We start from the raw sequence: 14705 nt of genomic DNA, 5'->3' as shown, positions 1-14705 counted from the left end.
GTGGCGCTCCGTTGCACCTGCATGCGGTGGAGGAGCTTTTGGAGGTGATTGACGGGACTGCAGAGATCACTTGCGGAGACGACCGGTATGTTGCGACAGCCAATCAGAGTGTCCTGATCCCTGCCGGGCGTTTGCATGGTTTTTGTAATGTGGGTGAGGGCGCGCTGCATGTGCGGGCGACATTGGCTGCACCAATCTTTGAGGCCAGTTATGAGAGTAGCACGGAGGTTTCCCGACGCTGGGTGCCGGATGGGACGTTGTGATGTGGGTTTAGAGGCTGGACTGGCTTTCTGGAGGCAAGTTCAATAGATTTAGCCGCATTCTTCCGTTAGTTTTGCGAAGACCTTACATGGGCTGTTGGACGCTGGGAGGCTGTCGTCGGTTTGGCTTGTAAGAGAAAGCAAAAGAATACCTGAAAAGCGGGGGAACAGGATGTTTGCCAAAGAACACATCACATATGAGCCAGTGGATCTGCCAGATCGTCTGGACCTGAGCGATGAGCAGATGCTTGAAGCTGTGAAAGGCTTTTATGACAAGATGAAGCGTCGCCATACGGTTCGGGATTTTTCTAATCGTCCTGTCGCTCGTGAAGTTATTGAAGAATGCATTCGCACGGCTGGCACGGCTCCTTCTGGTGCCAACCATCAGCCCTGGCATTTTGTGGCCATCTCTCAACCTGAGTTTAAGAAGCGTATCCGGGATGGTGCGGAAGAAGAAGAGCGCCGGTTCTATGACGGCGGCGCGGGTGATGAGTGGATCAAAGCGCTTGAGCCGATTGGCACCAATGACGACAAGCCTCACCTGGAAGATGCGCCATGGCTGATTGTTGTGTTTGCACAGCGTTGGGGGCAGTTTGAAGACGGGACGCGCTACAAAAACTACTACGTGCCTGAAAGCACTGGCATTGCTTGTGGTTTTCTGCTGACGGCGCTGCACCATGCAGGGTTGGTTTCGCTGACCCATACGCCGAACCCGATGAAGTTTTTGAATGGTATGCTGGATCGCCCTGACTCTGAAAAACCAATCATGATCATTGCAGTTGGTCACCCGGCTGAAGATGCCAAAGTGCCTGCGGTGGCAAAGCTGAAGAAGCCTTTGTCTGAAATCCTGACGGTGGCGGATTAGAGCTTTAAGTGCTTAAGCCGTAAGGAGTTCATTACCACGCAGAAGGAAGACAGGCTCATGGCCAGCGCTGCGATCATGGGTGAAAGCAGCGCTCCGGTGAAGGGGTAGAGAATGCCTGCTGCGATGGGGACACCTGCGGAGTTGTAGACGAACGCCAGAAAGAGGTTTTGGCGTATGTTGCGCAATGACCCGATGGCGAGCTTGCGGGCACGCACAATGCCGGTGAGATCGCCGTTCAGCAGTGTGATGCCTGCGCTTTCGACGGCAACGTCGGCGCCTGTTCCCATTGCCAGCCCTACATCGGCTGATGCGAGGGCAGGCGCGTCGTTGACGCCGTCGCCAGCCATGGCGACCATTGCTCCGGATGCATGGAGTTGATCGACCAGTGTCTTCTTGTCTTCCGGCAAGGCTTCTGCTTTGAACTCATCAATACCGACAGAGTTGGCGACGGCTTTGGCTGTCAGGGCATTGTCTCCTGTTGCCATGACGACTTTGATGCCAACCTCATGCAGTTGTTTGATGGCCTCCGTTGCGTTTTCCTTGATTGGATCGGAGATGGCGATCAAACCGATGATGCCTTGCTCATTTGACAGATAGATGCTGGTGTTGCCTGAAGCACTCAGGGTTTGGTGCTTTTGCTTCATGTCCTCAGAGATCTTGTCGGTGAGGTTGAAGATGACCGGATTGCCGATGGCGTAGAGTTGGCCCTCGACTTTCGCGCTAACGCCTTTTCCGGTGTGGGCCTCAAAATCCTCAGAGTTGGATAAGGACATCTTTTTGGTTGAGGCGGCATGGACGATTGCTTCTGCCAACGGGTGCTCGGAGCCTTTTTCGATGGAGGCTGCGATGTGTAGGAGTTGGTCCTCGGTGTAGCCCTCAGAGAACGACTGGATTGAGGTGACGGTCGGTTTGCCTTCTGTGATGGTTCCTGTCTTGTCGACAATGAGTGTATCGACTTTGGACATGAGCTCCAGTGCAGTGGCATCTTTAATGAGCACGCCTGCCTGCGCGCCTCGGCCACTGGCGGTCATGATGGACATGGGCGTTGCGAGACCAAGGGCGCAGGGGCAAGCGATGATGAGCACTGATACGGCGACAATGACGGCGTAAGACAGGGATGGTGCGGGGCCGATAAGCAACCAGATGAAGAAGGAGAGAATGGAGATGCTGACCACGGTTGGGACGAAGTAGGCCGAGACCTTATCTGCCATGCCTTGAATAGGCGCGCGTGAGCGTTGGGCAGAAGAGACCATGGAGACGATCTTGGAAAGCATGGTATCTGCGCCAACGTTTGTTGCCTCAATGATCAGCGTCCCGTTTTTGTTGAGTGTTCCGCCTGTGACTGTGTCTCCTACCTTCTTCTCAAGGGCGACGGGCTCGCCTGTGATCATGCTTTCATCCAGATAGGATTGACCATCGACAACGCGAGAATCGACAGGGACAGCCTCACCGGGGCGGACACGAAGCCTGTCGCCCGTCATGATGTTCTCAAGGGGCGCGTCATATTCTGTGCCGTCTTCCAGCACGCGGCGGGCGGTTTTGGGAGCAAGGTCAAGCAGGGCGCGGATGGCATCACCTGTGCGCTCACGGGCTCGCATTTCCAGCACTTGTCCCATGAAGATCAGAGCAAGGATGACAGCTGAGGCTTCGTAATAGACCGGCGGATGGCCTGTGGCAGTGCGGATGCTTGGGGGGAACAAGCCGGGCAGGAAGGTTGCCACCAGAGAATAAAGGTAGGCGGCGCCGACGCCCAGGGTGATGAGTGTCCACATGTTGAGGTTCCATGTGGTGATAGACTTGAGGCCGCGTTTGAAGAGCGGGATGCCTGCCCACAGGACAACGGGTGTTGCGAGGACAAACTCTACGTAGATGGCTGTGGGTTCGCCGATCCATTCGCGGAATGGGAGGCCGATGAAGGGGCCCATGGTGATGGCGAGCAGGGGAATTGAGAGAATTGCACTGAGCCAGAAGCGTCTGGTGAAATCAACCAGTTCGTGGCTGGGTTCATCATCGTTGGTGACTGTCATGGGCTCCAGTGCCATGCCGCAGATAGGGCATTCGCCGGGGCCTTTTTTGATTATCTCCGGGTGCATGGGGCAAGTGTAATCGGCATCCTGTGCCTGAGTATCCTGCTGCTTTTTGCTGTTGCCAGAGGCGTAGAAGTAGGGATCTGTGTCGAATTTATTGAAGCATTTATCGGAGCAAAAATGGTAGGTCTTTCTGGCAAAATCAGCTGAACGGGTGTCGTCAGTAATTGTCACCGGCATGCCGCAGACTGGATCCTGCTCCGTGGGGGAGGTGGCATTGGGTTGTGGTGTGTTTGATGCCTCGTCCATTGGTCAAAAGGCTCCCTGATCCAGCGCGCACGCGTTTTACCAGCGCAGATCATATGCCTTTGCAGTGCCTTAAAGGATTAAAGCCCCATGGGACTTAGCACTATCACTAGGCTGAGCTTAATGGAAATGGCGGTATTTGGATCAAGTTAACCTGAGTATTGGTCTGGCAGCCATGGAGAGCTGTTGGCTTCCATTACTAGGCACCGCTTTGCGTCTGAACCAGCCTCAGATGCGGTTCCATTATCATGGCGAATTTACGGATGATTTTTTCGATGTAATCCGGGTCGCTGTGGAACTCCTGCTGGAAAATCATGCCGCGGATGAAAGAGCGCCAGATGAGAAGAGTCAGGGTTACATCTTCTATTGCCTCTTCATCCAGGCCCGGTGGCAGGAAAAACTGGTTGAGCTGCTCATTCCAATCTTCCAGTTTGGGGGAGATGCGCAGGGACAAGGCTTTGTCTGTGCGGGTTGCCATGATGATTTCAGAGAAGGCGCGACCCTCTGGTGTGTCGATGATGTTTTTCCAATAGGTTACGAGCGCGTCGGCGAGTGTCCCGTTATCAGAATGCGTTACCTGCGCGAAGGGGAATGAGTTTGGGCTTTCTTGTTGGTAGTGGCGCAGAATTCTTGAGAGCAGGAAGTCGACCGTTCCAATCACCAGATCTTCCTTGGAGGGGAAGTGGTGCATCAAGGCACCTCGACTGACATCAACACCTTCCAGCACGCGGTTGATTGAGGTTTCTGCATAGCCGAGCCGGTCGAGGCAATCGATGGTCGACTTAATGAGGGCTTTGCGTGTGTTTTCACCGCGCTGCTTCTTCTTGTCTAACTTGCTTACCATGATCAACCTTAGCCTTAGGAAGGGGTTTTCTCTGAAACACTTGACGTATTGGGAACTAGTATATACCGTACGTTTGGTATGTAAAAGAGGTTTCCGTTAAAATGACCATGAAAACCACGGAAAATCAAAGCTCTAGTAAACGTAAGCAGCCAATTCGCATTGGGGGGGCTTGCGGCTTTTGGGGTGACTCTAACGCGTCAACCGGGCAATTGTTGCGCGCTGGAGGGCTCGATTACATTGTTTACGACTATCTGGCAGAGATCACTCTTTCCATTATGGCAAGGGCGCGTCAGAAGTCTCCTGATCTTGGATATGCGACGGACTTTGTCGAGCAGGTGCTTGGCTTAAATCTGAAGGCGATTGCTGAATCCAAGACGAAAATTCTCAGCAATGCTGGTGGCGTTAATCCGGAGAGTTGCGCTGCCAAGATCCGCGAAATGATTGCAGTGCAGAAGCTGGATCTGAAGGTTGCTGTTGTCACTGGTGATGATCTGCTGGCGGAGGCTGGAGCATATCAGGCCGCTGGTGTGACAGAGATGTTCTCTCATGAGGCCTTTCCCAAGTCAGAGAAGGTTGCCTCCATCAATGCCTATCTAGGTGCACAGCCTGTTGTTGCTGCTCTGGATGCTGGTGCCGATATCGTCATTACAGGCCGATGTGCGGACAGTGCGTTGACCCTTGCTGCATGCGCACATGCCTTTGGCTGGGATTGGGCGGATTATGACCGCCTCTCCGCAGGGAGCCTTGTTGGGCATTTGCTGGAGTGCGGGACGCAGGTTACTGGCGGCAACTTTACGGACTGGCGGGATGTGCCGGATGTGAAGAAGATCGGTTATCCGATTGCGACAGTTTATGAAGATGGCAGCTGTGATTTGAGCAAGCCGGAAGGCAGTGGCGGGCTTGTGAGTGTTGGCACGGTTGCTGAGCAGCTGGTCTATGAGATTGGTGATCCGCAAGCTTATTTGCTGCCTGATGTGACCTGTGATTTTTCGCAGGTGAGGGTTGAGGCGAAAGCAGCTGATTGTGTGCATGTTTCTGGTGCGAAAGGGCGTTCAGCGCCTGAGAGCCTGAAGGTTTCAGCAACCTGGGCGGATGGGTTCCGTATTGGGTTGATGATCCCATACGTGGGCTTTGATGCTGGTGAGAAGGCGCAGGCGTTTGCGGACCTTGCTCTTGGCCGTGCCGAGACGGTTATGAGAAAGCTTGGTGCGCCCGGCTATCAAGAGGTTTCCGTTGAGATCGTGGGGGCAGGATCTCAGGTTGGCGCAGCTTCTGTGAGCCGGGGCACCTATGAAGAAGTTGTCCTGAAGATTGCAGCGCGGCATGTGGACCAGCGTGCTGCTGGTTTGTTGTTGCGTGAGCTGACCGGATTGGGGCTGTCTGTTGCTCCGGGGATGACAACGTTTAATGGTGGGCGGCCTAAGCCGTCGCCGGTTGTACGGTTGTTTTCGTTCCTTGTTGAGCAGTCGGCGGTTTCGCCTCAGGTTTCTCAGGAAGGAGAGGCTGTTCCGTTTGAGCCTGTGATTGCAACGGGCGTGGCAGCGGCTGTTGAGGGTGCTGAGGTTCCTGATGTGGCTGGGGCTGATGAGGCGATGGTTGATGTTCCGCTGATCAAGCTGGCTTATGCGCGTAGCGGTGACAAAGGCGATAAAGCGAACATCGGCGTGATTGCGCGGAAAGCAGAGTGGTTGCCGTGGATTGCGGCGGCGCTGAGTGAAGAGGCAGTTGCGCAGACCTTTGCGCATTTCAATCCGGGTAAGGTGGTTCGTTTCTACCTGCCGGGCTGTCATGCGCTGAATTTCCTGATTGATGATGTGCTTGGCGGCGGCGGCATTGCTAGCCTGAGGCTGGACCCGCAAGCAAAGGCGTACAGCCAGATCTTGCTGACGCAGAATGTTCCGGTTCCGCAGTCCATTGCGCAGGAGGTGATGTGATGAGTGATGCTTCAACAACTTCCCCCGTTCTTGTGGTTCAAAAAGATGGTTGGATGACCATCACTTTGAACCAGCCCGAGAAGCGTAACCCGCTGACAGGCGAGGTGATTGCTGAAATCTCCAAGGTGCTGCGAGATGTGCAGGATGATCGCAGTGTCCGTGGGATCACGTTCACGGGGGCTGGCGGCGTGTTTTGTGCTGGGGGCGATCTGAAGTCCTTCCAGCAGATCATGGCTGGTGGTGATGAAGCCGGGGCGATTGCGCAAAAGATCAGTCTGGAAGCTGCAGCGTTTTTTGGAATGATCGCCAATCAGCCGCAAGTGACCATTGCTTTGGTGGAGGGAGCTGCCATGGCAGGGGGGCTTGGTATGGCCAGTGCCTGTGACTTTGTGATCGCCACGCAAGATGCCAAATTTGCTTTTACTGAGACGCGGATTGGCTTGCCGCCTGCTCAGATCGCTCAGTACGTGACCAAACGTCTGGGCTACCAAAAAGCCAAGAAAATGCTCATGTTGGGGAGCAAACTGACCGGTGTTGAGGCCTTTGACATTGGTCTGGTCGACAAGGCTGTTGCAGATCAGGCAGAACTTGAGGCAGCAGAAGCGGATTTAAAACAGCAAGTGCTGGCATGTGCGCCAGATGCTGTTGCGGCCACGAAGCGGGTGGTTGAGGAGACGCTATTCCTTGAACAGGAAGATCTGCGCCAGAGTGCAGCTGCCTATTTTGCAAGAGCTATCGTTGGGGAAGAGGGGCAGGAAGGTGTGAAGTCGTTTTTACAAAAACGCAAACCCTCTTGGGCTCCTTAATTAGCCCCTTAAATTCTGGGGTATGCGTTTACCCGGAAACAGATGTTCGAATGCGGTGAAGGAAGAAGAAATGCAGGGTATGCTCATATTCGTATGAGCTGACTATAATGCCGAAGTCTATCGCGCAATAACGATAGTGTTGGAACCAGCGGGGAGGCTGAACCAACACATCAGAGGAGGGAACATGGGTACACAGTACGCACTGCCAATTGAAATGCTGCAAAAATGGGCCACAGAGAAACCAAATTCGGTTTATCTGCGACAACCCGTGAACCGGCAGTTCATAGAATTCACCTGGAAGGAATGTTACGACACCGTCCGGCGTGTGGCTGCTGCGCTCCAGTCAATGGGTTTCCAGCCGGGGGACCGGATTGGAATTCTCTCCAAAAACTGCGCAGAATGGTTTCTGGCTGACTTTGCAACTCAGGCCGCTGGTTATATCTCAACACCAATTTATTACACCGCTTCTGCGGACACGATCAGCTACATCATCAATCACGCAGATATCAAAGCGCTGTTTATGGGCAAGCTGGATGACTTTGCGCCAAGCCAGCAGGGTATTCCTGAGAGCGTGGTCAAAATCGCGCTTCCCTATAACACGATAGATTGTGAGCACAGCTGGACGGAGCTGGTCAAAACGAATGATCCGTTGCCAGAAGACAAGCTGGCCAAGCCTGAGCTGGATGAGCTGTTCTCCATTGTTTACACCTCTGGCTCCACCGGAAACCCGAAGGGCGTGGAAGTCACCTGGCGCAATATTGCTTATGGCGCATGGTCTCCAACCCAGTCTCTTGAACTGGGGCGTGAAGAACGCCTGATCTCCTATCTTCCGCTGGCGCATATTACGGAGCGTGCTCTCATTGAGCATGTGAGCCTTTATGCTGGTGTGGTGGTGAGCTTTGTGGAGTCGCTGGATACCTTTGCAGAAGATTTGCGTGCTGCTGAAGTGACCATGTTCATTTCTGTGCCGCGTCTCTGGATGAAGTTTCAGTCCAGTATCCTTGCCAAGGTCCCACAGAAGAAGCTGGACAGGCTTTTGAGCATTCCAATCCTGAGCTGGTACGTGAAACGGAAAATTCGCGGACAGCTTGGCCTGACCAATGCAAAGCTAATTGGCAGTGGATCTGCGCCGATCTCCAAGGCGGTTCTGGAATGGTACCAGAAGCTGGGTATCAACATCACTGAAGGGTGGGGCATGACCGAGACCGCTGGTCTTGCGTCCTCTCACTTCCCCTTCCGCGCGGATAAGGTTGGCACAATCGGCACTCCGCTTGCGGGGCTTGAGATCAAGATCACCAATGAAGGTGAGCTTCTCATTCGCGGGGATGCTGTGACCAAGGGGTACTACAAAGATCCTGAGCTGACTGCAGAGACCATTGAGGATGGCTGGTTCCACACTGGCGATAAGGTTGAGCAGGATGCTGATGGGTTCTTGCGTATTACAGGCCGGGTGAAGGAAATCTTCAAATCCTCCAAAGGCAAGTACATTGCGCCAGTGCCGATTGAGGCCATGCTGTTTGACAATACGTATGTTGAGCAAGCCTGTGTAATGGGGTCTGATTTAGCGCAGCCTGCGGCGGTGGTGTTCCTCTCCAGCGAGATGACTGATGGTCTGTCACGCGAAGAGGTGCGTACGAGCCTTGAAGAGACCTATCACAGCATCAACAGCGCCGTTGAAAGCCATTTGAAGCTGAGCTCCATCATTGTGGCAAACGACATGTGGACCATCGAGAATGGCTATCTCACCCCGACCATGAAAATCAAGAGAACGCGTCTTGAAGATCGCTATCAAGAGGTGGTGCAGGGGATGCCTGATCGTCCGGTGGTTTGGGAAGATGAATGCGGTGCCGCGGCTAGTGCGCCTGCCTGAAAGGATGACAACGGTATGGGGTGACGTGGTCACCCCATACCGGGATTTTTGAGGCGATCGCCTCTTGTTTGAATAAGCCGCGTCAGTGGCAGGGAGAATTTGGAATGAGCAATGAACCGTCCCGTTACGCATCAGTCCTGCGAGAGGGGTTGTTTGATGGGCAAACAATGATTGTGACTGGGGGAGGCAGTGGCATTGGTCGTTGTATTGCCCATGAACTTGCAGCGTTGGGTGCCCATACCGTTCTCCTTGGCCGCAAGCAGGCAAAGCTTGATGCGGTGGCTAATGAAATCCGTGAGGATGGCGGCGAGGTTTCAACTCACTCGCTGGACATTCGCAATGAAGAGGCTGTTGGCGAAACTGTTGCCAAGATTGTAGCGGAGCGTGGTGTGATCCATGGCCTCGTGAACAATGCGGGTGGGCAGTATCCAAGCCCTGCGGCCTCAATCAAGAAGAAGGGCTTTGACGCGGTTGTCGAGACCAACGTCACAGGCGGCTTTTTGATGGCGCGCGAAGTTTACAATCAGGGAATGCGCAAGAGCAAAGGCGGCTCCATTGTCAATATCGTTGCGGATATGTGGCGCGGTATGCCGGGTATGGCGCACTCTGGTGTCGCTCGGGCCGGGATGCAGAACCTGACCATGACGCTGGCGGTTGAATGGGCCGAGGCTGGTGTGCGGGTGAATGCGGTTGCGCCGGGTTGGATCGCATCTTCTGGCTTTGACACCTACGACGAAAACTTTATCAAAACCATGTTTGCACGGATGGCAGACAACAACCTTGCTCGCCGTCTGGGCACTGAAGCTGAGGTTGCCTCGCTGGTGAACTTCCTGCTGTCTCCGGGGGCAGCATTTATGACTGGCCAATGCATTGGCGTGGATGGCGGAGCGCCGCTCTGGACCAACCTGATGCCGGTTGGCGATAATGCAAATATGAAGGAATACCAAGGGTTTCACCGCTATGAGAAGCCTAGGGCCCTTCAAGCTTGGGAGAAAGACAGATGCCCAAGTTAACCTCAGGTATTGATAGCGGCAGCGCTGCGTTTGCTCAGAACAAAGCTTTCATGGAAGCTCTCATTGAAGAGTTCCGTGGATATGAGGCAAAGGTTCGGGAGAACTCCGAGAGCAAGCGCGGGAAGTTTGAGAAACGTGGTCAGTTGTTGCCGCGTGACCGTGTGAGCTTGCTGCTGGATCGTGGGTCTGCGTTCATGGAGATCTCCACGCTGGCTGGCCTGAAAATGCATGATGATGATGGCAAGAAGAATGTCGCTGGTGGCGGCTCTATCGCTGGTATCGGTTATGTTGCCGGAAAGCGCTGTCTTGTGGTGGCGACGGACTCTGCGATCAAAGGCGGCTCTATCTCTCCGATGGGACTGAAGAAGACGCTTCGTCTGCAGGAGATCGCCAAAAAGCAGAAACTGCCGATTGTTGCGCTGACGGAAAGTGCTGGCGCTAACCTCATGTACCAATCTGAGCTGTTTGTTGAAGGCGGACGGGCGTTTGCCAATCAGGCGCGTATGTCTGCGGCAGGCATTCCGCAGGTAACGGTGGTGCATGGTTCATCGACCGCTGGTGGCGCCTATATGCCGGGGTTGTCGGACTACACTGTTGTGGTGCGCGGCAAATCAAAGATCTTTCTGGCCGGTCCTCCGCTGCTGAAAGCAGCGACGGGTGAGATTGCGACAGATGAAGAGCTGGGTGGTGCAGAGCTGCATTACAACACAGCTGGCACAGCAGAATACATGGCTGAGGATGATGCTCACGGCGTCGAGACTGCCCGTGAGATTGTTGGTCATCTGCCTTGGGATGCACCGGTAGAAGCGGAAGGTGGCAAACAGCCGTTTTATGATGCCACGGATCTGTTGGGCATCGTGCCTGAGGATGCCAAGAAACCGTATGATGTGCGCGAGATTATTGCGCGTATCACGGACGGTTCTGACTTCCTTGATTTCAAGAAGGAATTTGGTGGAGCCACGGTTTGTGGTCATGCTCGCATTGATGGGCAGACGGTTGGTATCTTAGGCAATAATGGCCCGATTGATCCGCAGGGTGCGGTGAAGGCCGCTCAGTTTATTCAGCTGTGTTGCCAGAGCAATACGCCGCTTCTCTTCCTGATGAACACCACTGGCTATTTGGTTGGCCGGGATGCGGAGACAGGCGGGATCGTCAAGCATGGGTCCAAGATGATCCAGGCGGTTGCCAATGCCACGGTTCCTAAAGTGACCATTGTGGTTGGTGGTGCCTGGGGTGCTGGTAACTACGGCATGTGTGGCCGTGGGTTTGATCCTGATTTCATCTTTTCATGGCCCTCCGCCAAGGTTGGCGTGATGGGGCCGGAGCAGGCAGCGACGGTGATGAAGATCATCACTGAAGAGAAGTTTGCGAAGATGGGACAACAGATCCCGGATGGCATGACAGACCAGATGGCTCAAAAGATCGTTGATCAGATGTCACCGGAGACCACGGCGCTGTTTGCGACAGCACGGCTTTGGGATGATGGGATCATTGACCCAAGAGACACGCGCCGCGTTGTTTCTATGGCCCTATCTGTTTGTGCAGATGCCAGAAAACGTCAGCTTAATCCAACAGCATTCGGGGTCGCGCGCGGCTAGGCAGAGCAGCGCCATTCGGCTCTTTGAGTACAGTTCAACATGAGGGTTTCACGATGGAATATACTGAAGAACATCGGAAAATGAAAAGTGCGGTGGTCAAGTTCGTCGAGGCCGAAATCAACCCGCATGTGCAGGAATGGGAAGAGGCAGGTATCTTCCCGGCTCATGAACTTTTCAAGAAAATGGGTGATCTCGGTTTTCTTGGTGTCAACAAGCCAGAAGAGTATGGCGGGATGGGCCTTGATTACTCCTATCAGGCCATGACCATTGAAGCGCTGGGCGCGTGTGCCTGTGGTGGTGTGCCCATGGCAATTGGCGTGCAAACCGACATGGCGACCCCGGCTCTTTCACGTTTTGGATCTGATGAGCTGCGCCGGGATTATCTCGCTCCTGCGATTGCTGGTGACATGGTGGCCTGCGTTGGCGTTTCTGAAGCTCATGCCGGGTCTGATGTGGCGAACATCAAGAGTAATGCGGTGAAGGATGGTGATGACTACATCATCAACGGCTCCAAGATGTGGATCACCAATTCCACTCAAGCGGATTACATGTGCATGCTGGTGAACACCAGTGACGGACATAAGCACCAGAACAAATCGCTGATCGTCGTGCCGATGGATAGTGCTGGTATCACCAAGTCGGATCGTCTGAACAAGCTTGGTCAGCGCTCTTCTGATACGGCGCAGATCTTCTTTGATGACGTGCGTGTTCCTCAGCGCAATCTGATTGGGACCGAGGGCGCTGGCTTTATGTACCAGATGCTGCAGTTCCAAGAGGAGCGCCTGTGGTGTGCTTTATCGCTTGTTGATGGCATGGACCGCATTATTCAGCTGACGGAAGATTACTGCCGTGAGCGTGCTGCGTTCAATCAGAGTGTTCTGGACTTCCAGGTGGTTCACTTCCGCTTGTCAGAACTGCGCACTGAAGTAGAGCTGCTGCGCGCGCTTTCTGAAAAGTGTGTTGAAGCCATGGTGCGCGGTGAGAATGTGACACGTCTTGCCTCCATGGCGAAGCTGAAGGCTGGTCGTCTGTCTCGTGAGCTTGCGGACTCCTGTCTGCAGTTCTGGGGTGGCATGGGTTACATGTGGGACAGCCCTGTGAGCCAGTTCCTGCGGGATAGCCGCCTGACGTCCATTGGTGGCGGTGCTGATGAAGTGATGCTCTCCATCATTTGTAAGCTGGATAATACGTTGCCAAACCCAAAGAAGAACCGTGCAATGCAGAAGGAAGCAGCTGAATAAGCTGTTTTCTGATGCGAGAAGTTTTGGCACTGTGAAGGGAATTTTCGATGTTTGATAGTGTCCTGGTCGCCAATCGGGGGGAGATTGCTCGCCGAGTGTTCCGCACTGCGCGGCAAAAGGGCTATCGGAGTATTGCTGTTTATTCCGAGGCTGATGCAACGGCTCCTCATGTTGAAGATGCTGATATTGCAGCGTGTATTGGCGGGGCGACACCAGCAGACTCCTACCTGAATATTGAAGCTATTTTGATTGCGGCCCGCAAAACCGGGGCGCAGGCCGTGCATCCGGGTTACGGGTTTTTGGCAGAAAACGCAGAGTTTGCGCAGGCGTGTGCAGATGCGGGACTGGTGTTCATTGGCCCGCCTGCGGAAGCGATTGAGCTGATGGGCTCCAAGCGGCTTTCCAAACTGCGGATGATTGAGGCGGGTGTGCCGTGTGTGCCGGGATATTCCGGTGCGGATCAATCAACGGAGACATTGGCTGCGGAGGCGGCGCGTATTGGTGTGCCGCTGATGATCAAGGCATCTGCTGGCGGTGGTGGGCGTGGTTTGCGTCTGGTTGAAGACCTGAGTGGGCTTGAAGACAAGCTGGCGGCTGCAGCTTCTGAAGCTGAGAACGCTTTTGGGAATGGCGAGCTCATTCTTGAAAAGGCGGTGATCAATCCGCGTCATGTCGAGATTCAGGTGTTTGCTGATAATCATGGCAGTGTGGTGCATCTGGGGGAGCGGGATTGCTCTGTGCAGCGTCGCCACCAGAAGGTGATTGAGGAAGCGCCGGGACCATCTGTGACGCCGGAAATCCGCGCGGCGATGGGGCAGGCTGCTGTTGATGCGGCGCGGGCGATTGGTTATCGCGGTGCAGGTACAGTTGAGTTCTTGCTGGCCGAAGATGGCAGTTTCTATTTCATGGAGATGAACACCCGCTTGCAGGTGGAGCATCCGGTCACTGAAGAGATTACCGGTCAGGATCTGGTTGCGTGGCAGCTGGATGTTGCTGCTGGTAAACCTTTGCCGTTGAGCCAAGAGGATATTTCCTTCAGTGGTCATGCCATGGAGCTGCGGCTTTATGCAGAGGATACGGATGCTGGCTTTCTGCCACAAACGGGGACTGTACTGGCCTGGAATGGCAATGAGCTTTCCATTCGGGTTGATAGTGCCATTGAGCAGGGGAGCGAGATCTCATCCTACTATGATCCGATGATTGCCAAGCTGATTGCACATGGCAGTGACCGGGATGAGGCGCGGCGCAAGCTGTTGCGCGGGCTGGATGAGCTGGTGCTGCAGGGGCTGGTTCACAATGGTTCCTTCCTGAAAAGCGTTTTGCAGGACGAGGTGTTTGCGGCGGGCAAGGCTACGACAGCGTTCCTCAATGACCGTGAACTTGGCTCTGTTGCAGCTGACGCAACGCGAGAGCTCATGCGGGATCTTGCCGTTTGCCTGTTTGCGCGAAGCAAAGGTCAGAACCGCTGGACGACGGCGACACCTCTGCCAGTGAAGATCAAGCTGGATGGTGAGGAAGTCTCGGTGTGTGCAGACCTGCGGGTTCATGCAGGTGAAGATCGCGGCGGCATTGTTTTTGAGGTGGATGGCGTTCGTCGCACTGCCTTTGTGAGTGAAGCGTCTGAGGGTGGGCTTTGGATCTCGCTGGAAGGGCAGACACAGTTCTTCGAAGAACAGAGTTTCAGTTCAAAGAAGGAAGACAGTTCGGCTGCGTCCAGCTCGATCATTGCGCCGATGCCGGGTGCGGTTGTCGCTTTGAAGACAGAGCAGGGTGCGCAGGTCTCCAAAGGAGATGTGCTGCTGGTCCTCGAAGCGATGAAGATGCAGCACGAGCTGACGGCGCCGCGTGATGGCGTTGTTGCTGAGCTTGGGACGCAGGAAGGCGCGCAGGTGAACAGTCGTGACGTGCTGGTTCGTCTGGAAGAAGAGACCGCCTGAGGTT

At 54.4% G+C, this 14705-nt stretch carries 11 protein-coding genes; 9 read left to right on the top strand and 2 right to left on the bottom strand.

All coding sequences use genetic code 11. The features are described 5' to 3' along the window. Both BM231_RS08550 and BM231_RS08545 read left to right on the top strand, forming a co-directional pair. Nucleotides 1–263, top strand: a 263-nt coding sequence (locus BM231_RS08550) for a cupin domain-containing protein (RefSeq protein ID WP_139226344.1), incomplete at its 5' end; no start/stop codon positions are given. A gap of 169 nt (nt 264–432) precedes the next feature. After that, nucleotides 433–1125 (top strand): nitroreductase family protein, encoded by a 693-nt coding sequence (locus BM231_RS08545; RefSeq protein WP_057461220.1) that lies wholly within the window; start codon nt 433–435, stop codon nt 1123–1125. Here BM231_RS08545 and BM231_RS08540 read toward each other — a convergent pair. After that, the gene (locus BM231_RS08540) at nt 1122–3461 is read right to left on the bottom strand and encodes a heavy metal translocating P-type ATPase (RefSeq protein ID WP_093518486.1); all 2340 of its coding nucleotides are present in this window, start codon (nt 3459–3461) and stop codon (nt 1122–1124) included. The genes BM231_RS08545 and BM231_RS08540 overlap by 4 nt on opposite strands. A gap of 196 nt (nt 3462–3657) precedes the next feature. After that, on the bottom strand, nt 3658–4302 hold the full coding sequence (locus BM231_RS08535) for a TetR/AcrR family transcriptional regulator (RefSeq protein WP_093518484.1): 645 nt from the start codon (nt 4300–4302) through the stop codon (nt 3658–3660). Between the two features lie 101 nt (nt 4303–4403). Between BM231_RS08535 and BM231_RS08530 the strand changes: the two genes are divergently transcribed. The 7 genes from BM231_RS08530 (at nt 4404) to BM231_RS08500 (ending at nt 14701) form a co-directional block, all read left to right on the top strand. After that, the gene (locus tag BM231_RS08530; RefSeq protein ID WP_093518482.1) at nt 4404–6236 is read left to right on the top strand and encodes an acyclic terpene utilization AtuA family protein; all 1833 of its coding nucleotides are present in this window, start codon (nt 4404–4406) and stop codon (nt 6234–6236) included. Continuing rightward, nucleotides 6236–7042 (top strand): enoyl-CoA hydratase/isomerase family protein, encoded by an 807-nt coding sequence (locus BM231_RS08525; RefSeq protein ID WP_093518480.1) that lies wholly within the window; start codon nt 6236–6238, stop codon nt 7040–7042. The genes BM231_RS08530 and BM231_RS08525 overlap by 1 nt, the downstream gene beginning before the upstream one ends. A 184-nt stretch (nt 7043–7226) precedes the next feature. Then, nucleotides 7227–8912: an AMP-binding protein gene (locus BM231_RS08520; RefSeq protein ID WP_093518478.1), complete on the top strand. Its 1686-nt coding sequence runs from the start codon at nt 7227–7229 to the stop codon at nt 8910–8912. Nucleotides 8913–9016: 104 nt separating this feature from the next. After that, nucleotides 9017–9925, top strand: a complete 909-nt coding sequence (locus BM231_RS08515) for an SDR family oxidoreductase (protein ID WP_093518476.1) — start codon at nt 9017–9019, stop codon at nt 9923–9925. Then, nucleotides 9913–11523, top strand: coding sequence for an acyl-CoA carboxylase subunit beta (locus BM231_RS08510; protein ID WP_093518474.1), 1611 nt, complete (start codon nt 9913–9915; stop codon nt 11521–11523). The genes BM231_RS08515 and BM231_RS08510 overlap by 13 nt, the downstream gene beginning before the upstream one ends. Before the next feature lie 53 nt (nt 11524–11576). Next, nucleotides 11577–12764, top strand: coding sequence for an acyl-CoA dehydrogenase family protein (locus BM231_RS08505; RefSeq protein ID WP_063308127.1), 1188 nt, complete (start codon nt 11577–11579; stop codon nt 12762–12764). Between the two features lie 47 nt (nt 12765–12811). Continuing rightward, complete coding sequence (locus BM231_RS08500) at nt 12812–14701, top strand: acetyl/propionyl/methylcrotonyl-CoA carboxylase subunit alpha (protein WP_093518472.1); 1890 nt, start codon at nt 12812–12814, stop codon at nt 14699–14701. Nucleotides 14702–14705 lie beyond the last annotated feature (4 nt).

Source organism: Pseudovibrio ascidiaceicola (genome assembly GCF_900114245.1).
GTDB classification, from domain to species: Bacteria; Pseudomonadota; Alphaproteobacteria; order Rhizobiales; family Stappiaceae; genus Pseudovibrio; species Pseudovibrio ascidiaceicola.
The sequence above is the reverse complement of the archived record's forward strand: the minus strand, read 5'-3'. Positions and strand labels throughout refer to the sequence as shown.

Bases quoted from the DNA above. Each gene is read 5' to 3' on its own strand.
- BM231_RS08545 (WP_057461220.1), top strand. From the start codon at position 433: ATGTTTGCCAAAGAACACATCACATATGAGCCAGTGGATCTGCCAGAT.
- BM231_RS08540 (WP_093518486.1), bottom strand. From the start codon at position 3,461: ATGGACGAGGCATCAAACACACCACAACCCAATGCCACCTCCCCCACG.
- BM231_RS08535 (WP_093518484.1), bottom strand. From the start codon at position 4,302: ATGGTAAGCAAGTTAGACAAGAAGAAGCAGCGCGGTGAAAACACACGC.
- BM231_RS08530 (WP_093518482.1), top strand. From the start codon at position 4,404: ATGACCATGAAAACCACGGAAAATCAAAGCTCTAGTAAACGTAAGCAG.
- BM231_RS08525 (WP_093518480.1), top strand. From the start codon at position 6,236: ATGAGTGATGCTTCAACAACTTCCCCCGTTCTTGTGGTTCAAAAAGAT.
- BM231_RS08520 (WP_093518478.1), top strand. From the start codon at position 7,227: ATGGGTACACAGTACGCACTGCCAATTGAAATGCTGCAAAAATGGGCC.
- BM231_RS08515 (WP_093518476.1), top strand. From the start codon at position 9,017: ATGAGCAATGAACCGTCCCGTTACGCATCAGTCCTGCGAGAGGGGTTG.
- BM231_RS08510 (WP_093518474.1), top strand. From the start codon at position 9,913: ATGCCCAAGTTAACCTCAGGTATTGATAGCGGCAGCGCTGCGTTTGCT.
- BM231_RS08505 (WP_063308127.1), top strand. From the start codon at position 11,577: ATGGAATATACTGAAGAACATCGGAAAATGAAAAGTGCGGTGGTCAAG.
- BM231_RS08500 (WP_093518472.1), top strand. From the start codon at position 12,812: ATGTTTGATAGTGTCCTGGTCGCCAATCGGGGGGAGATTGCTCGCCGA.